Annotated in this window: 28 protein-coding genes and 1 pseudogene; 8 read left to right on the forward strand and 21 right to left on the reverse strand. The window is 52.8% G+C overall.

Features of this window, described 5'->3' with window-relative positions; all coding sequences use genetic code 11:
* The 3 genes and pseudogenes from I6E24_RS04615 to I6E24_RS04625 form a co-directional block, all read right to left on the reverse strand.
* Positions 1–265 (reverse strand): annotated as a pseudogene (locus tag I6E24_RS04615) (hypothetical protein); the annotation flags it as partial.
* The gene (locus I6E24_RS04620) at positions 265–1,050 is read right to left on the reverse strand and encodes a hypothetical protein (RefSeq protein ID WP_009317500.1); all 786 of its coding nucleotides are present in this window, start codon (positions 1,048–1,050) and stop codon (positions 265–267) included. The gene I6E24_RS04620 and the pseudogene I6E24_RS04615, both read right to left, overlap by 1 nt.
* Complete coding sequence (locus I6E24_RS04625) at positions 1,044–2,021, reverse strand: type 1 periplasmic-binding domain-containing protein (protein WP_235326618.1); 978 nt, start codon at positions 2,019–2,021, stop codon at positions 1,044–1,046. The genes I6E24_RS04620 and I6E24_RS04625 overlap by 7 nt, the downstream gene beginning before the upstream one ends.
* Before the next feature lie 374 nt (positions 2,022–2,395).
* Here I6E24_RS04625 and I6E24_RS04630 point away from each other — a divergent pair, with 374 nt between their 5' ends.
* Complete coding sequence (locus I6E24_RS04630) at positions 2,396–2,977, forward strand: hypothetical protein (RefSeq protein ID WP_235326620.1); 582 nt, start codon at positions 2,396–2,398, stop codon at positions 2,975–2,977.
* Between the two features lie 90 nt (positions 2,978–3,067).
* On the opposite strand, the gene I6E24_RS04635 is transcribed toward I6E24_RS04630, so the two are convergent.
* On the reverse strand, positions 3,068–3,259 hold the full coding sequence (locus tag I6E24_RS04635) for a hypothetical protein (RefSeq protein ID WP_235326622.1): 192 nt from the start codon (positions 3,257–3,259) through the stop codon (positions 3,068–3,070).
* A gap of 196 nt (positions 3,260–3,455) precedes the next feature.
* Here I6E24_RS04635 and I6E24_RS04640 point away from each other — a divergent pair, with 196 nt between their 5' ends.
* From I6E24_RS04640 to I6E24_RS04655, 4 genes are all read left to right on the forward strand, one after another.
* Complete coding sequence (locus tag I6E24_RS04640; protein WP_235326624.1) at positions 3,456–3,938, forward strand: hypothetical protein; 483 nt, start codon at positions 3,456–3,458, stop codon at positions 3,936–3,938.
* Positions 3,939–3,955: 17 nt separating this feature from the next.
* Positions 3,956–4,138, forward strand: a complete 183-nt coding sequence (locus tag I6E24_RS04645) for a hypothetical protein (protein ID WP_235326627.1) — start codon at positions 3,956–3,958, stop codon at positions 4,136–4,138.
* An 80-nt stretch (positions 4,139–4,218) separates the two neighbouring features.
* A complete protein-coding gene (locus I6E24_RS04650; protein WP_235326679.1) occupies positions 4,219–4,413 on the forward strand; it encodes a hypothetical protein in 195 nt (64 codons plus the stop codon).
* Positions 4,414–4,416: 3 nt separating this feature from the next.
* The gene (locus tag I6E24_RS04655) at positions 4,417–4,710 is read left to right on the forward strand and encodes a hypothetical protein (RefSeq protein ID WP_235326629.1); all 294 of its coding nucleotides are present in this window, start codon (positions 4,417–4,419) and stop codon (positions 4,708–4,710) included.
* A 57-nt stretch (positions 4,711–4,767) separates the two neighbouring features.
* Here the strand turns inward: I6E24_RS04655 and I6E24_RS04660 are convergent, their stop codons facing one another.
* Both I6E24_RS04660 and I6E24_RS04665 read right to left on the reverse strand, forming a co-directional pair.
* Entirely contained in the window at positions 4,768–6,447 is a 1,680-nt protein-coding gene (locus I6E24_RS04660; protein WP_235326631.1) for a zincin-like metallopeptidase domain-containing protein, read from the reverse strand.
* Between the two features lie 5 nt (positions 6,448–6,452).
* Entirely contained in the window at positions 6,453–7,064 is a 612-nt protein-coding gene (locus I6E24_RS04665) for an OB-fold nucleic acid binding domain-containing protein (RefSeq protein WP_235326633.1), read from the reverse strand.
* Between the two features lie 14 nt (positions 7,065–7,078).
* Here I6E24_RS04665 and I6E24_RS04670 point away from each other — a divergent pair, with 14 nt between their 5' ends.
* Positions 7,079–7,285, forward strand: a complete 207-nt coding sequence (locus tag I6E24_RS04670; protein ID WP_235326635.1) for a hypothetical protein — start codon at positions 7,079–7,081, stop codon at positions 7,283–7,285.
* 36 nt (positions 7,286–7,321) lie between these two features.
* Here the strand turns inward: I6E24_RS04670 and I6E24_RS04675 are convergent, their stop codons facing one another.
* The 13 genes from I6E24_RS04675 to I6E24_RS04735 are packed head-to-tail and all read right to left on the reverse strand — an operon-like array spanning position 7,322 to position 20,072.
* The gene (locus I6E24_RS04675; RefSeq protein ID WP_235326637.1) at positions 7,322–8,833 is read right to left on the reverse strand and encodes a glucosaminidase domain-containing protein; all 1,512 of its coding nucleotides are present in this window, start codon (positions 8,831–8,833) and stop codon (positions 7,322–7,324) included.
* Positions 8,834–8,846: 13 nt separating this feature from the next.
* Positions 8,847–10,799 (reverse strand): zincin-like metallopeptidase domain-containing protein, encoded by a 1,953-nt coding sequence (locus I6E24_RS04680; RefSeq protein WP_235326639.1) that lies wholly within the window; start codon positions 10,797–10,799, stop codon positions 8,847–8,849.
* Between the two features lie 24 nt (positions 10,800–10,823).
* Positions 10,824–12,611, reverse strand: coding sequence for a hypothetical protein (locus tag I6E24_RS04685; protein WP_235326641.1), 1,788 nt, complete (start codon positions 12,609–12,611; stop codon positions 10,824–10,826).
* A gap of 7 nt (positions 12,612–12,618) precedes the next feature.
* Positions 12,619–12,903 (reverse strand): hypothetical protein, encoded by a 285-nt coding sequence (locus I6E24_RS04690; RefSeq protein WP_235326681.1) that lies wholly within the window; start codon positions 12,901–12,903, stop codon positions 12,619–12,621.
* Between the two features lie 23 nt (positions 12,904–12,926).
* Entirely contained in the window at positions 12,927–13,751 is an 825-nt protein-coding gene (locus I6E24_RS04695; RefSeq protein ID WP_235326644.1) for a M23 family metallopeptidase, read from the reverse strand.
* Between the two features lie 20 nt (positions 13,752–13,771).
* Positions 13,772–14,440, reverse strand: coding sequence for a hypothetical protein (locus tag I6E24_RS04700; RefSeq protein ID WP_235326646.1), 669 nt, complete (start codon positions 14,438–14,440; stop codon positions 13,772–13,774).
* Between the two features lie 11 nt (positions 14,441–14,451).
* Positions 14,452–15,126, reverse strand: coding sequence for a hypothetical protein (locus I6E24_RS04705; RefSeq protein WP_087879777.1), 675 nt, complete (start codon positions 15,124–15,126; stop codon positions 14,452–14,454).
* A gap of 28 nt (positions 15,127–15,154) precedes the next feature.
* On the reverse strand, positions 15,155–15,850 hold the full coding sequence (locus I6E24_RS04710) for a hypothetical protein (RefSeq protein ID WP_009317486.1): 696 nt from the start codon (positions 15,848–15,850) through the stop codon (positions 15,155–15,157).
* Positions 15,831–16,328: a PH domain-containing protein gene (locus I6E24_RS04715; RefSeq protein WP_009317485.1), complete on the reverse strand. Its 498-nt coding sequence runs from the start codon at positions 16,326–16,328 to the stop codon at positions 15,831–15,833. The genes I6E24_RS04710 and I6E24_RS04715 overlap by 20 nt, the downstream gene beginning before the upstream one ends.
* Positions 16,325–17,482: a toprim domain-containing protein gene (locus tag I6E24_RS04720; protein ID WP_039927766.1), complete on the reverse strand. Its 1,158-nt coding sequence runs from the start codon at positions 17,480–17,482 to the stop codon at positions 16,325–16,327. Before I6E24_RS04720 ends, I6E24_RS04715 begins: the two co-directional genes overlap by 4 nt.
* A gap of 4 nt (positions 17,483–17,486) precedes the next feature.
* Positions 17,487–19,046, reverse strand: a complete 1,560-nt coding sequence (locus tag I6E24_RS04725; RefSeq protein WP_235326648.1) for a hypothetical protein — start codon at positions 19,044–19,046, stop codon at positions 17,487–17,489.
* A 21-nt stretch (positions 19,047–19,067) separates the two neighbouring features.
* Positions 19,068–19,292, reverse strand: a complete 225-nt coding sequence (locus tag I6E24_RS04730) for a hypothetical protein (RefSeq protein WP_235326650.1) — start codon at positions 19,290–19,292, stop codon at positions 19,068–19,070.
* Positions 19,293–19,313: 21 nt separating this feature from the next.
* Positions 19,314–20,072, reverse strand: coding sequence for a DUF4099 domain-containing protein (locus tag I6E24_RS04735; protein ID WP_235326652.1), 759 nt, complete (start codon positions 20,070–20,072; stop codon positions 19,314–19,316).
* 112 nt (positions 20,073–20,184) lie between these two features.
* On the opposite strand from I6E24_RS04735, the gene I6E24_RS04740 reads away from it, so the two are divergent.
* Complete coding sequence (locus I6E24_RS04740) at positions 20,185–20,928, forward strand: M23 family metallopeptidase (RefSeq protein ID WP_394800359.1); 744 nt, start codon at positions 20,185–20,187, stop codon at positions 20,926–20,928.
* Here the strand turns inward: I6E24_RS04740 and I6E24_RS04745 are convergent.
* Complete coding sequence (locus tag I6E24_RS04745) at positions 20,914–21,753, reverse strand: phosphoribosyltransferase family protein (protein ID WP_235326654.1); 840 nt, start codon at positions 21,751–21,753, stop codon at positions 20,914–20,916. The genes I6E24_RS04740 and I6E24_RS04745 overlap by 15 nt on opposite strands.
* A 28-nt stretch (positions 21,754–21,781) precedes the next feature.
* Entirely contained in the window at positions 21,782–22,693 is a 912-nt protein-coding gene (locus I6E24_RS04750) for an Abi family protein (protein WP_235326656.1), read from the reverse strand.
* Between the two features lie 552 nt (positions 22,694–23,245).
* On the opposite strand from I6E24_RS04750, the gene I6E24_RS04755 reads away from it, so the two are divergent.
* Positions 23,246–23,470, forward strand: a complete 225-nt coding sequence (locus tag I6E24_RS04755; RefSeq protein ID WP_235326658.1) for a DUF7688 family protein — start codon at positions 23,246–23,248, stop codon at positions 23,468–23,470.
* The last annotated feature ends 46 nt before the right edge of the window (positions 23,471–23,516 follow it).

Raw genomic sequence — 23,516 nt, forward strand, 5'->3', positions numbered from 1 at the left:
TAGACCCCACGCATGATATAGAAAACTGCTGTTCATAATTGTACGTTTGCTTGTGCTTATTCAAATATACAATTTGTGCAGCGGTTTTCTTCTTTAATAAACTATCACGCGAAATGTCGGATGAACCGTAATTTTCATCTCCGATGTACCCTATGTCACCTGCCAATACAAGGACATCTCCTGCAACTTGCAGCGGATTATGTTTGATATAACTGCCATTTTCCGCAAATTCCAGATGAAGGTCGGATGCGTATTGGAGCCGTATCATTTTACAAAAAAACTGTTTTTCAGTTGTTCCAACATCTGCTCCCCGGTAATGTTCTGCAAACCGGCCGATTTGAAGAAGTCCTGATTGGGAAGTTCATCCTTTACTTCCTCACAGAAATGTGACACATCGTCCATTAATGTCTGCGGCACATCCTCGAACCTGTCGGAAGGAGCGAGCATGGCTGCAAGCCTGAACACATCCTTTTTGTGTTTTTGTATATGCTTGCTGTCAACCTGGCCACCCTGAACCTTTCTCTCGGACATTTCAAGGAATGCCTTGCATTTTAGGCAGATTAGACTCTCCACATTTGCTATATGCACCCCGTCTTCAACATAACTGTGTCCTATTGTGAAATTGTAATAGTCATCATCCATGAGTATGGCCGAAAGGCTTGACAGGTCATCGTCTGTCGGAATGGGAGTTATGTGGGCATCTTCCGGAAAGTCCAACAGTCCGATATTACGCGAGAAAAGCTCTATTTGATAAGGAAATTCCATATTTGTCGGTTTCATAAACCGATAATACTCATGTTTGTGCAGATTGCCTTCACCCGATCCTATGTTGCGTTGCTCGTATCCTGCGGCTTTTACCAGTTCCCAAAACCGGGCGACAAATTCATGTGAAAGCGCTTCAACAATCAGAATGATGTCTATATCCTTGGTCGCTCTCGGAGTCTGTGCATACAGTTCCTCGTGTATTTCACATGCCGTACCGCCTATTATTACATAGGAATTCTCAAATCCCTTGAAGAACTCCTTGAATCTTTCAATACCTTTTACCATTTCATGTCGTTAATAAGATTATCCAACTCTATTTTTACACGCTCGTCTTCATTGTCTTTAAGAGATAAAAACAACGACAGCTTATCTACAGTCCCTGTATGGCTCAACAGTTTCGGATCATATTTCCAGACTTCGATGCGGCATGTCCCATATTCCTTGTCGGTGATGATGCCCGATTGCCGGATACCCGTTTTGTCTATTGCGACCATATTCACAGATTCTTTGTTAATCATTGTATATTCCGACAGAGCGTTTATACCGCACTCCAAACCCTTATCAGGAATTATGTCTGAGAAAACCGTCTTGTCAAGCGGAGATACGAGCAAGGGCAGGGCTTTCTCCCAGAGTACCCGGCCATAGTAAACCAATCTTACTTCTTTCGTCTTTTTCCCTTCAAGTGAAACCAACCCGTTTTCACTCAACCACCGTAACGAGCGGTTGATGGTTGCGTAAGAGACTTGAAAGATTTCCATCAGGTCTTTTGCCTCGCATCTGTCTATGGATTTTATCTCCAAATTGTACAGTAGCATACATTGGGCAATGGGAGGGATTGTCTCTTTTATATCCGCTCCTATGGTTCTTGATTTTTTCAAGTCAATTAGAAGCGATGGGATGAACATCTGTTTCTTCGGAACAATAAAATTGCTTCTTTGTGCAACCAGTCTTCCAATATTGTAAGATGCTATGTTTTCAGCGACAAGTATGACAGGACATCCGCATTTCTTTTCTATCAGATTGAATTTTCGCTTCAATAAGGCCGGAGTAAAGCCATTTTCGTCATGGGTCAATGCAAATATAACCGTGCAGCCGAATAATTCACCTTTGTAAAGTTTGAAATTCTGTGTTATTGCGACAGGGATCGCATCCGATAGCTGTTTCTCTAACGGGGAAAGAGCGACTTTTTCGTCCAATACGGAGTAGATATAGTCAGCCGTGTCTTTTATAAATTCATTATTGTTGCACATAATCATACTGCTTTGATTTTGTGCAAAAGTAATGATTTTATTTTGATGAGCAAAGAGATAATCACTTTTATTGCATTTGTTTAGACTCAACATCATTTGATTTCATTCCCGGCTGCCTGTCAGTCCTGCTTTCCCGTGCAAAAGTACTGTGGCGGGCGAATGTCAAGTACCGCCATGCTAACTGGCCGGCGTATCGGATGACAACTTTCCGCAAATCGCAGATTTGGGTATTTCATCGGCTACTCTGTACCGTTCACTTGCCTTATTGCCCTTGACCCGCAGTCTTTCCATGCACGAAAATCAATTCCCGACACGGAAGCCGGAAGAGCTTCAAGAAGAGGGAAAGGAAAAATGAAGTTCAACCAATAAAATTTGTGATTATGCCAAACTGGTGTTCAACAGCGTATGCAATAGAGGGCGACGCGAAGGAAATCAAGAGCCTCTATGAGTTAATGAAAAGACTGGAAGACATGGAAAAACCTTCAGTGGAAAACGGCTTTGGGACTACATGGCTGGGATGCCTTGTGGATGCCTTGGGCAAAGACTGGCACAACGTACATTGCCGTGGCTCGTGGAGTTGTCTCGAACTGGAAGGTGATGTGCTGAAATTCTCAACGGAAACGGCATGGTCTCCGTGTAATGAGACATTTGACCTTGTACTGGAGAAATATCCATCACTCCAATATTATTTTCAGGCAGAAGAGCCGGGCATCGGAATATATGAGACCAACGATGAAGACGGAACATATTTCAGCGACAGATATTTCTTGGATGCCTGCACTCCCGATGAAGAATATATCAGTGAATATTTCGAGGAACTGGAAGATGCGTTCCAATGGCTTGAAGAAAAAGTCGGGAAGCCCGTCAGGTCTGTGGAGGATGTCAATGCTCTTGCCGCTGCTTGGGAAGAACAAAATGAGGACGCTTTTTGCTATCTGCACGAGTTTGATGTGGTAAGTTGACCTGCAAAAAGTATCCAATCACCCGAATGGCATGGCTGTTCGGGTGATTATTATGATTCCACACGCCATTCCTGACTCCTATAGCCAGTTTTAAGAAATGTCATAAAGACAAGCGCCTCTTATATTTTCCGACGACCTGCCTGCTTTTATACCCTGCGAGTCCCATCCATTTATATCCTGTCCCATTTCCTCGTCCTCAGCCGTCGGCACTCCTTGCCGGGATTGATTTCCCATGCGAAAGTACAGCGGCAGTCCGGATGTCAAGCATCGCTGTGCTGACATGCCTCAGAATTTGGCGGCAGCCTTCCGCAAATCCGAGATTTGGGTATTCCGCTAAATTCCTCCATGTCCTGCTTGCCGTACCGCCCTTTTCCCGCTGTGTCACTTGCATGTAAAATCTGATTCCCGCAAGGAAGCCGAAAGAGCTTCAAGAAGAGGGAAAAGAATAAACGAAGTTAAACCAATAAAATTAAAGATTATGCACAGCAGGATTTTTCAAATTTCGACAGAACCGATTGTCAAAGAGAATTATCTCAATGAAAACACTCTCTATCAGGGTGACGGAAGTTTCTATGATTATTGCTCCAATATCGACGATGTAGAGCGCAAGGAGAATATAGCCTGCCTGGTCAAAGATATTCTTCCTAAGGGTATGTTCGAGCTGTTAGGAGATGATGCCATGCGGTACAATGGCGGTTTGGAACAATGGAAAGAGGAATATGTTACCAACATCCATAAAAGAGCGGATGCTCTTACCGTTGAGAATATGCTGGAATGGAGTTCTACCTATTACCTCAAGCGGGCGATAATAAATCCTTTGGATACGGAATATCACTTCTATCTGGACGGAAGCGGATGCCAGTCCTTTGCCGAACAATCCTTTGCCTTCATGCAATTTGTAAGCACATTGGAGCCGGAAGCAATCCTCTACATCGGAGGTGTCATAGATTATCATTTCTAACTCTGAATTTTAAGATTATGGACGAAAAGGAAAGACATAGTTTGAAACAGGAACTCCGGAGGGGACTTTCTGAATTGAGAAACCGCTTTGACGAACTGCACAAAGACCTCGAATGGGCAGAAATGACAGAGTGTTATCCTAAAGCGTCTGCCGTATATCGAATGATTGAACGGCTGGAAGAAATTATAAGGAAAATATAATCCGTTTATTGACAACAATCATCCATCACCGGCGGACAAGAGCCGTGCCGGTGATGGATGATATTCAGGAAAATACTGATATGAGAACAAAGACATTATACAGACGGGACGGCGAAAGAATCGGCATAGGCCGTTTCCCGAATTTCCACAAATCCGGGAGTATTGTCGGAATGAAAAGACTGTACTACGGAAAGAATGCCCTGCTGGTACGCTGCGGCAGTTGGATTTACAATGTATCGGGTGAACCGCGTATTTACCACAATTTAGCGCATTGAATTATGGACAAGAAATTTTGTGACGAAAATCAAAGAGACAACTATGTCAGACGACTTTGCCGGAACATAGTGAACGACCGCTTCGACTGGCGCAGATACTGCACGCCGCAGACCTATTTCGGTATCGTGATATGCGTTACTCCTCTGTTTTGCTCCTACGGCCAGATAGGATATACGGTAAGTTTTCCATACCGGCACGATATGCCGGAGGTCGAATTTGACTGGGAACTGAACAGCCTGACCCTTGACGAAATGGACTGGCGTGAATATCTTGAAGCACCGGCCGAAGAGGAATGATTAAAGCAAAGAGTGGCTGCCCCGCAAGGCAGCCCTCTCTGCATTTACTTTTGATTGTCACCTGTGGAACGCGCTCCGCTGTTCCATCTCTTCCGCCTGATATTCCTCCATACCGTTCAGCTTTTCGCTCACTTCCTCCAGATTGGCATCCAGTGATTTGTCGTAGTCGTATGGAAAGCTGTGCCGCACGGCAAGCCCCGCGTTGCATACACTCCCCACATCGAGCGAGTCGGTATCCCTGTTATAGGCGATATGCAGAATATCGCCGCTTGGCATCTCCAGCACCGGCTCCCGTTGCAGGGTCATCGCCGAGAACCGCTCTGCCGTCATGTCTCTGGCGACCTCCCTCACATCCACGCTGGCACGGTCAATGCCGTAGCGGTTGATGTGGTCGCGTACCTCCTGTTCCGAGTATTTCAGCATCACCTCATAGGTGCCGCCCACGCTCCCGTTATACACGACGGCAAAGTCCTTGTCCTCGACAAGCAGGTTATCGCCCCTGTGCTGCAAGGGGGTCTGGTAGGTGTATTGTTCATCCATGCCGTTCCCGTCATAATATTCCTTGGCGCAGGCCAGCAGCCCCTCATAGTCCCCTTTGTCCCTCAGTTCGTCCAGCCGGCTTGTGTCGTCTGTGGACTGGAGGTAGGCAACGGACGCATAGAATGTCTTTTCCTGCGGAGAGACATCTTTTTTCCCCTCTGCCATGCCTTCATCCAGACCCTGAGCAATCCTGTCCACCCTCTGCGTGATCAGGGAAGTTGCCCTTTTCACATCCAGCAGGGTCGTCTTGATGAACTGCGGGGACTCTTTCAACTCGTCAAGCCATGATTTGAGGTATGCGCAACTGTCCTCCTTGATGTGTTTGGTCATTCCGTAGCGTTGTGATACCAGTGCGCTGCCGAGTTCGGCCACCAGTTCCTCCCTGGCATACTCTTTTGATCCGAACGAAGTCGGCTTGAGCCGGTTAAGCACACCCTCCGCACCGGTGGAATGGGTCATCTCATGGAACAGGGTGCCGTAGAACGCTTCCCCGTCCTTGAACTGCCTCTTTTCCGGCACTACGATTTCATTCTTCGTAATGGAATAGTACGCACTATCCTGATGCATGGGCCGTATGGGACAGATCCACAGGTTCTCGCTTATCATCCGGTCCACCGGCTCGAAGTCGAACTGTTCGCCTGCCTTGACTTCAGGACGGCCGTTTTCCTTTTCCAGTTTTTCCCACAGTTCCGGACGCGCCTCCTGCAGGTTGGTCTGCTGCACATTGAACACACGGAACACCTGCATCTTCGGATAGACATTGTACTCCTGCTTTTCATCATCGGAGAGCCTCTTGTAGTCGTCATACTTGATTTTCTCTTTCGTTTCCTTGTGTATGCAGGTGAATGTGGTAAGCATCACCGGGAAGGATTTCTCGCCGCGCAGTACGGAAACCCTCGGCAGTTCCTGTCCGTCCTTGCCCGGCTTGTTCATGCGCTGTACGCAGTCGAATGTGCAGAAGCGGGGTATCTTGTATCCCTCTTTCTCGCAATGCAGGAGCAGCATGAGGGCGTTCATTCCGTTGTATTCGCGACCGGACAGGTTACGAGGCCACTGCAACACGCCTTCCGTGAACCAGGGCTTGCGCCAGTCCTTGCTGATGCTCTCTATCTTTTCAATCATCATTTCGGCGAACAGGTCGAGAGCCTTCTCCTCGCTGTTCGGTCCGTCCGTCTTCTGTCGTCTGTAACCGGCCATATCCGTCACCTGTTATCGTTGCCGGCATCCGGCACATACTGGCTGAGTTCTTCCACCCGGCAGGAGATGTCCGGCTTGCCATCATACAGCGAGAGGGACATTTCGCCTTTCACATCCACCTTGACGCCCGGCTGCAGCCATTCCTCCTTTTCCTTGCCGAAACAGAAGAAGCGCACCCATTGGTACTCGAAGCCGTCATTGACCTTTTCCGCGCTGAATGCGGAGAATATCTGGTACGGCTTGCCGCTTTTGTCCTTGCGCTCTTCTATGTGCTGGCCGATCTTTCCACGGAATACCATCTGCCCCTTGAAGGAATCCATATTCCCAACATCGGAAAGGCTGACGGAATCCGCCGACAGGTTGAAATAGAGTTTCTCGCCTCTGCGCTTCAGAAAAAGGGTGCCTGCAACCTTGACCCGGGAACCGTACTTGAAGCCGTTGGCTTCATCCTGTCCGCCGTCTTTGCTGACGCTGATTTCCAGACTTCCGCCATTCCCGTCCTTTCCGGGAACAGAAACCTGCAGAGGGAAACTTACGAACTCCTTGCCGTCCTTGCCTGTGCGGACGGAGGCGTCGCGGCAGATTGTGCCGCATATTGTGACATTGCATTTAATCATCGCTTGTATTTTTTATGTGTGACATTTTCCATCGGAAGGCGGAAGCTGCCCTGTTGAAGTTGAACCGGGTAAATCAGCCGCTAATCGGGTGCCCTAATACGGATGTAGATTATCCATGCGGCAAGCAGTACCTGTATCCCGATGATGACAAATGCCACCATGCGGCTGAACAGCATAAAGTACATGACGGTATGCAGCACGCAGGCGGACAATCCGAGTAAATAAACACATAATTGCATCATCACGCTTTTCATATTCTATCTCTTTAGGCTTTCTGTCTGTCCCTGCTGTTGCTCCATTCCCATCTCGAAGTTGCGGGATGCCGTCTCGGAGAGGATGACCGTGTTGAGCAGTCCGGTCACGCGCATCCGCTTGGTCTCTTCGGAGAGGGAACCGTTGTTCAGCGTGACGGACAGGCGGCTGAGTTCGGCTGAGGACAGTTCCCTTGATATTTGGGCACTTCCGTTGTCGGCATGAAGCAACGCCTTGCCGTTTTCGTTGACAGTCAGGGTGCAGCTTTTCATGCCCGGCAACAAGGGCTTGAGGTCGATTTTCCGGCTGTCCATTGCGGCGGACACCTCCGCCTTCTGCCGTTCCTCTTCTTTGTTGTCAATCTGTACAGCCAGCAGCATCAGGGAGGTAAAGGCGGTCATGGCCATCTCCACGACAGGGTCACTGCATCCGGACAGTCCCACTCCGCTGTCCTCGGACGAGAGCAGTTTTTTCATCCATCCTTCGGTGGTGAGCGGTCTGCCGTCCCTGACACTATCCGGACTCTTGTATCTGGCAAGCAGGTCACTGCCGTTATGCAGCACCTGTTGCCGGATACCGCCTTTCTGTGCGATTTCCGCCAGATACGCCGCCGGGTCGATGTCCCGCTGCGTGCCGTCCGCATAGATGTTTCTGACAGAGAAATGCAGATGCTCTCCGCCCGTCTTTCCGAGCTGTTGTCCCGCCTTGACCGTGTCACCGACCTTGACGGATACTTCGCCGAGGTGCATATAGGAGCATTGCACCTTGCTGCCGTCCTTCCGGCTGTATTCCACGGTCACGGACTGCCCGGCACCGCTGCCTTTTACCGAGATGACCTTGCCTTCGTTTTCAGTAGCGAGTACGCTGTCATCATTGCACCGGATATCCATTCCCTTGTGTACTTTCTCTCCGCTGTCGAAGGATTGGCTCTCCACACCGAACGGGGTGGTGACGAAAAGGAAATCCTTCCTTTCGACCGGGAATGAATAGGTCGTATCTTCAGCTTCACCCAAAGGATTTTCTTCCAGTCCGAAACACCGTCCCTGTTCCTTCATCTCCTGCATGACCTGCCGGTCATATTCCTGCAGCCCGTTCTGTTCGATGATTTTCTGCAATTTGCCGGCATAATCGCTTCCCGTGGCATACCCGGCCTGTGCGATGCCTTCCGTCCACCCCTTGTAGTCATCCGCTGAAAGCCCGAAACAGGCAGCATAGCGGCTGTTTTCCTTCAGAAAACGGGAGTGGTGCTCGTAGGAATCGCCCACGGAGTCATAGCTGCAGAACTTCTCGTCCGGTCTGTCATCGGTGTACAAGGCATACCGTCCTCCCTCGGCAATCCAAGACGGCGTGGCCTTGATGCCGAAGTGGTTGTTCTCGTTCTGTGCCAGACGGCTCTGCCCGTTGCTGCTCTCCAGTATGCCCTGCGCCAGCGTCACAGAGGCGGGAATACCGTAGCGGCGCATCTGCTCCATCGCATATCCGGCGTATTCCTGTGCGTATTCTTGATTCTTGCTCATGTCATATTCTTGTTCATCGTTTCAATCCTGTAGTCTGTTCTTCTTCCCTCAGTTCTTGCTGCCGTTCGACCGATGACCCTGTTTCGGGGGCATTACCCTGTACCTGCCCTTGCCGCATTACATCGGAGAAAAGCGAGGCAGCCAGATGGAGCTTATATCCGTCCCTGTCCTCGGCAAGCCACATCCGTTGCCATTGTTGTTGCGTGATGCTTCTCGGCTCCAGCCTGCGTCCGTCAATGGTCGCCGCACACAGGATACCATCTTTTTTCGTCTTGAAAACGGAGACACGCTGTATCCGGCTCAGGTCTGCATCATCCGCCCCACAACTGAACAGGTCAACTTTCAGGTCGGGTTTCGTCTCTGCAAGGGCGTAATACTTGTGTGCCAGCTCCATGCGAACCTTATCAATGTTGTCCATTGCCTGCTTGAGCGTGGAGAAGAACCGGTTCACATCCTCCTTGTCAGGATAGACGCTGTAGCCGCTTTCGTTCTCCGGTTTGATGTAGAGTGCCCAGCGGTTCTTGTCGTCCTGTATCATCTGCACCCGGTCGAAGCCGACCTCGCAAGCCTGTTTCACCGCAGGAGCCACATCAAGCGTGGAAAGTTCCTGTATATCCCAGTTCTTCAAGCGGGCCAAAGCAACTTCTTTCCCGGAGAAATAGCTGTCATCAGGTCTGAATCCCATTGCCCCATCCGGATTGAAGAACTTTATCTGTTCGAATCCCTCTTTCTGCAAGGCCCGTTCGATGCGTGCCTTGTTCATGCCCGGAATTTCATTGTCCACTTCCAATGACGCGCCGGCAGGCAGAATCACATCCGCAGACTTCGAGGCTTTGTCCCTTACCACGACAATGGTCTTTTTGTCTTTGTCCGGGTGGCGGGCTATCTCGTCTGCAATGGCATGGTGTTTCGGGAGCTGTTCCCTCATGCCGGTTGTCTGTCTCCGATTACACAGGGTGGCGTATTCGATTTTCTCGCCGCGTTCCGCCTTGCGGATTACTTCGAGGGCGTTGTTCACATCGCTTTCGAGAGCGGCCATCATGAGCGGGTTCTCACGCAGCTCCCGGTTCCAGTAATCCACTGTCTTCAGGCTCTCTTCCGACAACCTTGCGGGCAGGCCGAGCTCCAGCATCTTGATTCCGGAAGCCACTTCCACGACAAGCCTTTCCTGCTTCAGCGCATCTTCCGAGGGTGCCATGCCGTTCTTCATCACCATGCCTTCACGGGCAAGGCGTTGCTGATGCCCGGTGGCACTGACTATCTGCCGCAGGGTCTCCTGCATATAGTCATGGTAATGGTCGAAATCCCGTTGCCGGGGCATATAGACGGCATCCCTGTCCGTCTCGTAATGGGGCATCCCGCTTCCGTCATAGCGGACAGGCACGAGGTTGTCTTTCATTTTCAGCAGAAAGTCATTGAACCGGATATGCAGTTTGCGGTCATCGGCTTCCGTATGGCCTTTGTCTGCGGCATTTCCGTATTGCTCCAATGCAGCCTCGTAGGATTCCCGGTCAATATCGGGCAGCGTGGTCTGGTCGATATTGAAAAGGGTGCGTATCTCCCGGTTATGCACGCCCTTGTAATGTTTCCTGTCCTGTGCGTCCAGTCCGAGATAGGCCGTGCGGCTGATAATCTCCTCCGGATTGTTCCGGTTGACATACTTGTTCCAGTTGTAGAAAAGGAAAGGCACGCCACGCTCATGTTCCCGGACGGATGCGCCCATTGCCTTGGCTTCGTTGAAAAGGGTGAACAGGTTCGTCCTGCATCCGTTCCTGTCCGAATGGAGGGCCATGAACAGCCCGTTGAAGGGACTGACGGACACACCGCGCGGATAGAATTTCGGATAGCCCTTGCCGGAGGCATTCAGCCAGTATCCGTTTGCACTTGAGGCACCGTTCAAGGCTTCGGAGAGCAGTTCTGTCTGCTTCTTCTCTGCATTTTTCTCTATGGGTGATTTCTCTTTCATATTCGTATGCTGCTTGATGTCGGATTATTGAATGCCTCGTGTCCGCACGACGGTCTCCTGACGGCTGTTGTCGTAGTTCTGCGATGCCAGTGCGTTCAGGCGGTCGCTTTGGGCAAGCACGGCGTTGGCCAGCGTGTTCAGCGGCAACGCCCCGGCTTTGTACGCATCCGCTACTGTCGGACTGAGCTGCACGGTGCAGGGAATATGGTCTATCGTGGCGACCAGCGTGCATCCTTGCAGCACGGGATTGGCAATGCGGGGACTGAGCGGTTCATCGGGATACTGCCTGTACCGTGTTTCTCCGCCACCGGCGGTCAGTCCTCCCGACCGCTTGCGTTCCAGGGCTTCGTGTCCTGCCTTGTTCAGCAGGTTCGCTCCGCCCAGCCCGACAAGGAGCATCTTCAGCAACGGATTTCGGACGAACAGGCCCGCAACGATGCTCGCCATCGGCAGCAGGTTGTCCTTCAGGCGCAGGGATTGTGTCTTTCCCGTAAATGCGCCCAGCAGGATATCCGGAAGCATGGCGATGACATAGCCGAGATTGCCGGTAATGTCATTCAGCCCGTCCAGTCCCATTGACCTCACCAGCCCGTCCCAGCCGTCTTCGTTGGTCTGGACGGCTTGTGCCTGCGGGCTTTCCTGCCCGATGGTGGCAGTCGCATCACCGCCTATATTGTGGTCTTGTGATTCCGTTTCACTTTCTTCCCTCTGTTCACTTTCCTGTAATGTTTGTACTTCTTCGGCCACCTCCTGCCTTTCCATGTCACGCAGGTAGGCTTCCTCCTGACCGGGAGCGATGACCAGCGGCACATCCTTGTATCTTTCTTCCCGCTCGTTTCCTCCAAAATCCGGCCACCACTGCGTGTTCTCTGTTTTCATCCATTCCGTAAAGTCGAATCCGCCTACAGGTATCTTCTTGTGCAGTTGGCTGTTGGCTTCGGAAATGGTTCCGTTCTCTTGGGAAGGGATGGCGGCGGATTCCTGCCGGAAAGAGGCAAAGACATCACTGTCGCTGCCGAACAAGCCCTTGCTGATGCACGCTTCTACTGTAGGGACTTCCGGATTATCCGTTTCGAGGTGTCCGGCGACGGCGGAGATGGCGGCGTCCGCTCCGATGAACTTGGCGAATGTCGCCCATGAGCCTGCACCGCCCAGCATGACGGCATCGGCCGATGCCCCCAATGCCCAACCCACGCCTTTCTCCACTTTGCTTGGCCTGTAGGCGGCCTCTCCACGGGCTTCTATCTCCTCGGCAAGCGGCGAGCGGCCCAATACCTGCGGCAGTCCCAGCAGGCTCGACTCCGCAGCCTTGCGGATGATATATTCTGCAGAGGACTTGGGCATCCGTTCCTTGACCAGCCTGTCAATCATCAGTTGCTCCACGCGGTAGTCCACATAGGCATAGGCAAGGTCGCATCCCAGTTTTTCCGACAGTTCGTCATAACGCTCCCTGCCGACTTCCTGTACGGCGGCATCGCGCCATTGTCCGGCGATATAGGCAATGTCCTGCTGCATATCTTCGGACGAGACGATTTTCTCCCGGCACATCGCGATGTAGTCCTCGGTGGTTTTCGAGTTCCATTCTCCCGTGACCTTAAGGGTCTGGTACGGATCGCCGAGCGGCTGTCCCGCCGTTGCCATCATGCTGAGTATGCCGCCGAGGGAGGTGGAATATTCCATCATCTCCTCGCCCTGCTTCTCGTTCAGGTACGCCTGCGTCTGTTTCATGACAGGGGCTATGTGGCAGACGAAATAATTGTCCATGAGGGCTTCCGTCTCCGCAAACTGTCTGCTGTGCTTTATTCCTTCCATTATATTGTCATATCATGTTCACCTGTTTCAGTAACTGTTCCTTTGTCTGCTCGATGGCGTTGTGGTACACCTCCATCTGCTTGGGAAAAAACTCTTCGAGCCATGCGTCCTTCCCGATGCGGTCGTGTATAAAGTCCACGGCCTGCATCCGCTCTATCTCCACGGAGGCTTCGCCTTCCTCCCGGTTGTTGAACCAGGCTTTCGTCCACCACCGCAGACCTGCCCGGTCGGGATAGACGGTAACGATCCTTGGTATGTCGAAGCTCTGGATGTCGATGTCAAGTTCCGCCAGCGGGTCGATGATGCCGCTGGAGGCTACTGCTTCGGCATGAAGTTTTTTTTTAAGTCTCCGCCCATCGTGGAGAGGTACACCCCGTGCCGCAGGGCGAGGTAGTTCAGGAAGTCCGCTATCAGCAGGTTCTGCACCTTGCACACCAGAGGCAGGGCTTTCTGTCCCAGTCCGAGCGGATTTGCCATGCTCGGCATCCGTTCATAGAAATACTCCTTCATCGCGCCTGTCGTGAAGATGTTGCGCAGCGACTGCTCCGTGTGTTCCGGAACTACATATCTCCCCAGCCGAAGGTCATCCATGTAGAGCGGCAGGAAACGGAACATCAGCCGTTCTATTTCCTCCCTGTCCTGCTCGTAATCGGTCTCCGGTGCGGTATCGTAAAAGCCGCCGGAACTGTCGCCACCCGCCTCTTGCATCGCCTTGATATTGCCGTACAGCATGGCAAGGAACTCCAGCGGATCCATCTCTTCCCCCTTGAACCTGACCCCGATATGCAGCAGGTCTCCGCTCATCGCCACGGTCTGCCCGGCTTTCACCTGCCTGCCGAACTGGGCGAACACATTAGCAAGATGTCCGTATGTCACCTCATACTGTCCGTAGCGGATGGTCTGGCAGATGCCGTGCGCAGGGTCGTTGCATACGTCCGACACGACACCGCTGGCAACGGCGGACAGCATGTACCGCCGCACGCTGAAGTCGATACCGTGATGGAAAAACTTCACGCCGCTCTCCGGGTGGGTCTGCTCGCCGTAGCCGAGCGACATGGACACATCCTTGCCGGAGGGTTCCGCGAACGGCATACAGTAACCGCTGTCGGAGGGGAGTATCATTTCTTCTGTATATTTCATTTTCTTCTATGTTTGATGTCCTATCTTCTCATGCCTCCGCCCTGCGTCTGTCCTTCTTCGGCGGAAAGATCCGGTGCAGGATTCCTGCGGACGGTTTCCGGGGTTTCCGTGCGGACAAGCCCGGCATTGTTGCCGATGAGCATCATGCCCAGGAACAGGCCCGCTATCTTGCCGAGCCATCCGGTACGTCCGAATACCAGAAAAGCGGCGGCGACAAGCCCCGCTATGCTCAACCCGGACACGTTGCCACGCCCGAGGTTACGGAAGAAGCCGCCGAGCATGTCTCCAAGTCCGCCTCCAGTAGCCTGTCCCATGAAGTTCGACACTCCGTTCAGGCTGGAGCCGATGCTTTCCGCCGCACCGCTCACCGCATCGACTGCTTCTCCGGCCTTGCCTTTCAGTTCCCTTATGTTTTCTGTCGAGCCTGCAAGGGCATCTGTGGCCGACTCACCGATGACGGCATCGCCCACAATCCTCGCCACGCTCTTGTCCGTGGTCAGTTTCTCCCATGCCACATAACCTGCCGCGCTTCCTACTGCGGCGGTCTTCATTGCCTGTCCCGCGCCGCGCAAGGTCTGCGAGGGATGCAGGACGGCCTGTCCAGCACTCCTCCCGGTGGCGGCGGCTGCGTGACCGGCACCTTTGGCGGCCTTGCCGCCGTATTTCAACAATGTATTCCAGAATCCCATATCCTTATTTTTTATGGTCTCACATTCCTCCCGTTCTGCCGCCAGCGGCGTTTGGCGTTCTCCACGATGTCACGCTTGTCCGCCACGGGGACCGAGCCGCCGTCAATCTCTATCCAGACATCGCCCATCGTGGTGTACTTCACCGCTATGGTCAGCCGTTGCAGTTTCTTGTTCATCATCTTGAGCTTCGGTCGTATGCCGAACACGACCTCCATCCGTTCCTGCTCCGTCATCTTGTTGTCTGACAGGCAGGCTGTCCGGATGTCGTTCACGATTTCCACGCTGCCGAGTATCAGCTCACGGTATATCTTGTTCCGGCGTGACGACAGGGCGACGGCAAGGGCGTTGGACGGGTGCCTTGAAAGCTGCTGCGTGAAATCACCCATGTTGTCCGCCAGCTGCGCTATCTCATGGTAGAAGCCGTAGGTCTGTGCGGCATAGCATACGATCGAGCGGAACGAGTCCAGATAATCGTTGAACTCCCTCTGCAGGTCGGTGGTGGCCTCTATTTCCTCTTTCGTCCAGATGTGGCCGGTGGTCTGCATCAGCATCACCTTTTCCTGGCTTTTCAGCTCCTTCTGCGCCTTGTCGGTATAGAGCAGGATCATGCCCGCCAGAACGGGGTCGTTCTGCGCCCGGAGTTCCGATGTCACGAAGCACAGCAGAGGAATGAATATCAATGTCATGGTCAGCCTGTTCATGCTCCTCCTTTCTTTAATGTGCGAGGGCGGCAGCACGCCGCCACCGGGTCAGGGCCAGCTGTGCCACTTCTCCGTTGCTGCGGTCGATCATGCCTGCCGTCACATTGTTCCATACATCGCTCAGCGTATAGTACCGTATGCTCAGGTAGAGCAGGTGCAGTTTCCGGCTGAAAGACGACAGTCTGTCGTTCAAAGCCCACAGGGTCTGGCTCCGTTCCGCGCCTGTCAGCATGTTCTCCTTTCCGCCCTTGGCCACGGCATCATTCAACAGCGAGAAAACGGATACCAGTTCCGTCGCCGTCTCGATATAGAGGTTGTTCATGCTCATGCCGGCGATGATGCCCTGCGGGTTGTCCTTGATGGCCTTGCCCAACTTGCCGAGGGTAAGGAATATCCTCACACCGTCATTGTACAGGTGCGTGCAGGCTTTCAGCGACGAGGCATAGCCGCTGGCCGTCTTCAGGTAGCTGTTGTATTCCTTCTCCCACTGGTGTATCCGGTTGAACTCTGCGGCGATGCTGTTCTGCAGTACCGCCGTCTGTGTCTGTCCCTTTATCTGTTTGTCAATCTGACTGTTTATAAGTTCGTTGCCTTCCGCAAGGGCCACCCATTCCAAAGGGTTGGAGGCCGCTATCTGCGCCTGCGCGAGCTGCGGCAGCAGGATGGCGGAAACGGCGGCAAGGCAGATGCTAATGATTCGTGATCTCATATATTCCCTTTTTTCGTTTGTTGTATTCCACCCGTCCCCGGATAAGAGGCACGATGTCGTTTTTCCCTCTCATTCCCGTCAGGTCGAGCCGTGGCGTGTTCCGGTCGGTCGAGAAGATGCGCACCGTTTTCAGTCCGCAGAGCTGCTGCATCAGGCTCTGGTGTTCCTGAAAGTCCACGACACGGTAGAGTTCCATGTAGTCCACCTTGCGGACAAGCACGCCCCGTTCGCAGACAAGCTGCTCGGTGCCGATGCGGAAGCGGATCCTGCACAGGTAGATGAACCGGTAGAGCAGGACAAGCATTAGGCAGAGGAAGACGGCGACACCGACAACCGGGTATGGCACACCCTCCATGCCGCCGTAGATGCCTCCGGCACAACAGACGACAAGGGAGGGCAGATTGTCGATGACGAACTGCATCCTGTGCGGTCTCAACTCAAGACCCTCCGGCTGTGATAGGGACGATGTGGCTCTCATCGGTGGTATCCTGATTTATATTCTACATCTTCCTGTTCTTCCCTTGTTCCCTTGCCCGCTACCGGAACAATGCAGTCCTTTGTTTCCTGCATATATTCGGAGCTGACTTTCTCCAACAAGGCGTCGTTCCAGTCCTTATAGCATGGAAGGATGGGAAATGTCCTGATATTGTCGGGATTGATATTCATCTGACCGGCTATCTGCCTGAAACGTGCGTCAAATTCACGCCCGGCACGGTCGTTGTCGAAACACAGGTAATGGCGGGTGTCGGGTGTGACGGAAAGCATCCCCCTGATCTGGGTGTCAGTCGGAGTGCCGCCGGTGGACACGAACACGCTTTTATTGGACAGTTCCGGATTGCTCCTGAATGTTTCCCTGTGTATCTGATAGAAAGCCATAGCGTCGTATGCGCTTTCAAACCATGCCACGCTTCCGGCTTTTTCCAGCGGCCCTTTCAGATTGGCTATCCACAGTCCTTCACTCGAATTGCTTCCTTCCGCCTTGCCCTTGTAACTGCCGCTTCCGTCCATCCTGGCCCGTCCCCGTTCCTCGAACCCGACAATCCTGTCCGTGTCCTTGGGCAGGCGGAGCGGAAAAGCGAGGTTGGTGTAGCTCTGGCCGTCCGGACGGTGCCGGGTCGCCAGGCAGAAGTCCCGGTGGAAGGCATACTGTGTATACAGGTCGATGCCCCGGTGCTTGAAGAAGAAATAGAATTTCTTCTGCGACGCCCTGTCCTGGGGATTGAACTTGTGGATGTCGTAGTCGTCGATGCTGAAGGGTCTGATGTCCCGTCTGGGCTGGATGATCCGTGTATCCCTGTTCTCGATGGGATGGTTCAGCAGGCGGTTGCACACGAGATTGACCAGCCTGTCGCCCGATATGCCCGACCGGTATTCCGCAAAGAACTGCGGATGTTCCTTGATGAAGGAGATGATGTTGTACAGTTTCTGTTGGGGTGGCTGGAAGCAGCATTGCCCGTTGGCCGTTACGATGAACTTGTCGCCGCGCACGCGCCTGCCGTCCCCGTCCGTCCGCACGTATGACGGATAGCGCAGGCCGTCCCGCCTGTTCAGCCGGTAGCCTGCGTCAATCAGCACGTCCTGTATGGTCAGGCGTTGCAGGAAGTCGTCGTATGTCAGTTCGTTACCGTTCATAAGGCTACCTCCCCATGCGCATGTCACTGATTTCACGGTTCATCTCTGCCTCAAAGTTGCGTATCGCCACATCCCTCGGCGTGTCCACTCCGGGCTTGAAATAGGGTCTGGGAGGACCGCCGAACCGCTCGCCGTAGAACTCCGGCGCATGATGGCAGTGCTTTATCCCGTGTACGACGCCTGTCGTGACGACGGCACCGGCCGTCAGAGCGGCGAATATCTTCACGCCGAGCCCTTTCCGGGCTTCGGGGTGCATCTTCATATCCACCTCGCTGAATATCTTCGAGAAGAGCTTCATGCGGTGGAAGTCATCGACCGCAAGGAATTTGTCATAGTCCTTCTGGCTGATTTCATGGCTGATGACCTGCCCGTCAATGACGGCGGTCATCCGGTACTTGCCCTCGCTCTCTGCCGGATGGACGGCGATTTCGCTCACTTCCACTTCACGCCCGTGCCGTCCTTCCTTGTACCAGCCTCTGTTCCCGTTGAGATAATAGAGGTCTCTTCCGTCAATGACGGCTCCTTCAGATATCTGTCCGGTATGAAGTTCCTGTTGTCCTTCAAAGAGCTGCTGCTCTTGCTGCTGCCGTTGTGTCAGTTCTTCTTCCACTTCCGGATGCAGGCTGATGTCGATGCGCCTGTCGCTGTCAAGGGTTTCCATTGTCACCTTGTCCCGGTAGTCCGCAGCGATGATGTTGTTGATAAGTTCGATGCGCTTCTCCACAGGATGTTCCTCGATAGAATTGGAGGTAAGTACCGCTGTCTCTTCTTCTGTAAGGTCATAGACAAAATCGGCGGAAACCGACTCCGACTGGACGGTCAGCGTCCGTTTTTCCGTATCCACGATAAGGCCGTGCGAAGAAAGGCATTCCTGCCACTTTTCGTTGGAGAAGTACACGGGTGAGCTGACCAGCTCCTTGTAGGGCTTGGCCGGTTCGGTACTCCGTTCTCTGGTGACAAGTGGTGTGATGGCGGTCTGGAGGTTCTGAAGCACATCCGCCGGTTGTGCCGGCGTTTCCCTCCGGTCGCCTTTGTAGTAGAATCCGTAGCCGCCGGACTGGAGTTCCCCCGGCTTCATGCGCCCGTCCCGGCGTTCGGCGACGACCGGGCCGGGATAGAAAAGCTGCCCGCCGACCCTGCGCAGGTGGAAGCCCCACTGCTGGCGGGGTGTCCATCCCAGGAACGGGGGCGGCATACCCATGCGTCCGGTACGCCCGTATTCGCCGATACCGATGCGGTATCCGTGAAGTCCCATGGCGACACGTCCGTTGGCGTTCCTTGCATGAACGAAATCCTTGGGCAGGAAGAAATCTTTCCCGACAATGCTTGTGAACACGTTATAGGCTTTCTTGTTGGCCGTGTTCGTCCCCCAGTCGGTAAGCGCGAGCATCTGCCGCTCGGTGATGGGATAGGCAAGCAGGGGCGAGTCATGCCCCTGCACGACCAGGCTGTAGCCTGCGCCGTCAGGCACGATATGGGCCTGCATACCGTTGCGCATCAGGATGTCGCGCATCTCCGGCTGCAGGTCCATAGCCCGTGGGTTGGTATTTTTTCGTATCGCCATTGTATGATCGGGTGTTAGATGTTATGCTTCTCCGGTTTCGAGGGCTGCCTCCAGTTCCTTGTCCTTGAAATGGACAAAGGCCTCTGCGCTTGAATCGCCGGTCAGAAGGCCGTTCTCCCTGCAATAGCGGAGATACTCCTCCTGCCATTCCGCCGAGTAGTGGTTGACATAATCGAGCCAGCCGTATTCGCCGCTTTCCAGTTTCTCTATGAGGATTTCCTCCGGATAATATTTTCCCTGCTCCATGACTGTTTCCGGTTCAGAGGGTTATTTGCGGAGGGCGGCGGCACGGTTGCGCTCGGCGCTCTTCTTCTGTTCGTTCCACAGCTCCTCGGTATAGTCGTCCTCGGATACATAATTGAGGTTGCCGTCATCGTCCATGACCCAACAGCCGTAGCAGCCGAAGGTGTACTTGTCCCATTCCCGTTTGGACTGCTCCCTCCACCGCTGTCCGTCGCCGTGGCAGGAGCGGATGCCTGTCCGGGTATTGAGGTCGATGCCGACCGTGACAGGCTCGTCATCGATGATGAGCGTCAGCGGCTCACCGCGCTGCAGGCTGTTGACTTCCGTAGTGCCGAGGTGCAGTTCCTCTGCGGCTACCTGCAGGTTGCGCCCGATGATGGGAGTGGGCACGGAAAGCACCTGCTTCGTTTCCGGGTCTATCTGGACGAACGCCTTGCTGCGACGTCCGTCAGGAGTGTCTACATCCACGATGACGGCCTTTCCGTCAAGCAGCTGTTTCTGCTGAGCCTCGCTGAATTTTTCAAGCGGAGAGGTCTTCAGCACCGGATAGAACACCACGTCCGCCTGACCGTCGTCCTTACGGACGAAGGCGATGCGTGTGCGGCTTTCAAAGCTCTCGCCGTTCTCGCCGGTCACACGGACGGGAAGCACGGGCGAATGTCTTCCATGACAGATGTCCTCCAGGACATACATGGGAAGATCCTCTATCATTTCCTGCGTGAGCCCGAAGCGGGCAAGCGTTCCGAACGGCAGTTCGGTCAAATCAAATCGTACTTGTTTCATATTCTGAAATCATACTATAAATTATATGCGGCAAAGATAGAGCGATTTTAATATGACTGGCAAATATGGCCTATAATAATGATTTAGAATATACTATTTTTATGATTAGAATATGATTTTGACGGAAAAATCATATTCTGAATGGTTAAATTATCATATTCAGAAAAGAAAGTCCTCACGGCATTTGCCCGTACCGGATACGGCTTGTTACCTTTGCCGCATGAAAAAAATGATTATGATGATTGCCGCCGGTGCCATACTGACTGCGGTGCCGCTTTCCGCACAGTTTAATACGCTCATGGCCGGCACGGAAAACACGGACGGGGACATTTCTTTGGAAACCGGAACCGGCGATACGGAAGGGGCATCCGGCATGACGGCTGATGCTGTCAGGGAAGTGTGGGTGCGGCGGTATCTGAGCGTATGCTACCCGCTCCGGAAGATGAAGGTCAATTCGCCATACGGCTACAGGACGGATCCGTTTACCGGAAAGAGAAGATTCCACAACGGTATCGACCTGCACGCGCGGGGCGACGAAGCCCTGGCCATGATGGAAGGCACGGTACTCAAAGTGGGTCAGGACAGGACATCGGGGAAATATGTGGTGCTGCGGCATGGCGAGTTCACCGTCAGCTACTGCCACCTCTCACGGATTCTGGTCAGCAAAGGAGCATCCGTCCGCCCGAGGGATGCGGTCGGCATCACCGGCTCTACAGGGCGCAGCACCGGGGAACACCTGCACATCACCTGCAGGCGCAACGGAAAGTATGTGGATCCGACAGAGATTTTCGGTTACATAAAAACCACGCGGGAGAAATGCGTGGCGGCATTGGCGGAAATGTCACAGGACGTGTGACCTGCGCTTGATGGTGTGGACTATATGTTCTCCCCAGACATGGGCCTTTATCAGGAACAGCGGCGGCATCGTGACCGTCTTCCCGTAGAAGATGGCCGCCACCACCTCGCCGCCGCACTGTTCTATTTCACCTTTGAAATCCAGCAGGCTTTGGCCGCTTGTGAACACGTCATCGATGATGATGATTCTTTTTCCCCTGATGCTTCCCGTAATGCTGTAGTTCCTTTCCAGAATGCGCTCGCTTCCCTTGCTCTCGTGCAGGCTCTCGCGGGCATCCGCCACATCCACATCGTAAAGTCCGGAGGTCAGTTCCGGCCGGTGGGTCGTGATGTACCAGTGAAGTCGCTTGAAACGCTGCCCGTACTTTATCCAGTTGCTGCACGGCATGAACATGATATGGCACGAGGCCGTATCCAGCGGCAGGGCCGCCATGCAAGCTTTGAAAAAAGGAATGCCGTGGTTCTCTCCCTCCTTGAAGGCATAGAGGGAACGGCAGAACTCTCGCTGTTCTTCGCTGAGCAGCTTTTTGTACCGCGACGGATAGTAGTGCCCGTAGAACGCCACGCTTATGCCTTGGAAGCGGAAGGGTTTGAGCGGATGCCTGTCCTCGAAAAAGTCGGAACGGGCGAAGCAGAACATCCTGCAGGCATCCCTGTTCCCGGCCATCACAGCCAGACGGCAGTAGCGGTCACGTTCTTCCGCCTTGTCCGTGAGCAGGGCGGCGGCAAATGCGGCATTCCCGGCTTTCTTTCTCCAGTAACCGATAAGGTAAATCAGCACGACCGCTATGCAGACCAATATCAGAAACACCAGCCTCGGTTCCATTGCAGTTTAGATGGTGACAATGGCTACTTCACATTCTGTCTTTCCAAAGACTTTCGTTTTTCCAATCGTCAGGAAAACCCATTGCCCTTACATCGATGGATGGATATCGCTTCAGAAGTTCGCAGAACCTTGGAACAAACGAATGGTTCGGATTGACCGTGTTCAGCAGATAGATGATCATGCTCAATACGAAATAGGTCTGCTGTGTTCCGCCGGCCGGCAATACAATAAAAGTGTTGCGCGGAGAACGCGGCATCAGCGGACGGATGCTTAGAGACCTATTCCACAATCGGCTGTGGTGCGCACAGATATTCCTTACATACACGATGCAGTGCAGCCATGATGCGAAAACCTTGTCTGCCAGCCCAAAGTAGGCGGCTATGGAACGCTTGGCCCGTCCAGGCAACAGGTTCCCGTACAAAATGGAGAGTGTGCCGAATGAGGCTATTTCCATTGTAATCCAGCTTGGCGGGAAGTGGTCAGAATATTTCGCCTTGAACGCCGTTATGAACTCTTCATCGCTGCGGCTGTATTCTTCATCGATTTTAGACAGGATTTTTGCATAGCGGACAGGGTTTGAGAAAAGCGAGGCATCTTCAAACCAGTGCGCATGATACTGTGACGAAAGGATATATGCCGTCTGTGTACGGACAGCCACCTCTATCTTTTCAAGCTCGGCTATAATCAATTTGCGGAGTTCGCTGTCAAACTTGTAGATGTTATAGGCAGCCTCAAATGTGCTGCCCGGTTTGAAAATATGCTGTTGCTTGTCCGCCAGAAGCGGATACCAGTAACCGCTCAAACGGTAATAACTGATGTTCTGGAGCAGGTGGAGGGCTTTGGCTTCATCCCCGAAAACCATGCCCCTCTGTTTGAGCAGACTTATCTGATCCGTAAAGGATATGAGCTGTTTGGGATAAGGTGTCTTGTTCGTTGTCATGGGTATATAAAATAAAAAGCTCACCCTGAGCGCGCTGTTCTTACGGGAAGCGGGGTAAGCATGTTGCTGCAAAGGTAATACATTTCTCCTGTCCCACAAAATTTTCATCAAGTTTTCTCTTCCTTTTTATAATTTCCTTCTCTTCCTTATCTCGTGCATCCCATTATATACTGTTTTCATTCTGCAACGAAATCCTAATCGGAAAAACCGTCATTACATGACACTTTTTTTCGATTAGTACATCATCCCGAAACCGTTTTCACTGCTTTTCTCTTTTACCCTGCATTCCGTCCATTCAGCCGTGCAGCCTTCCGGGAATTATTTTACTGCAAAATTCCACGGTCGTCACAATCCGGACAATGCCGTTAGGCCGCCGGGGGTGATCCGGAAAAATCTTCCTCTCCGCCGTCGAGCGTATTTCTCCGTCCAGCCTTGTACGGTTGTTCCTTGCCGCCCTTCGGGGCAGAAAAATAATCCCGGCGGTCGCAAGCAGGCCGAACAGAGGGAAAAGAAAGACGACAGACAATGTTGAACTCTAAATATCAAATGATTATGACGGAAGAAATAAGACAGGACGGCAAAGTGGTATTGTCAAGCGACGCCGAACACGCAATACCCATGATTTTCAACAACCTTTGCGGAAAGAACTTCTCAGGGGAAGAATACCGTAACTATATCCGCTATGTAGCCCTCGGCGAAATGGGCTTCAAGCCCGGACGTATCGAACTTTACAGGGATGGGGAACTGCTGAAGCATGGCGACATCCCGAAACTCTGAATACACTCATGTCATCAAATTAAAATATAAACAGTCATACTTATGG

Origin of the sequence: Bacteroides caecigallinarum (assembly GCF_021530995.1) — a bacterium.
Lineage (GTDB): Bacteria > Bacteroidota > Bacteroidia > Bacteroidales > Bacteroidaceae > Phocaeicola > Phocaeicola faecigallinarum.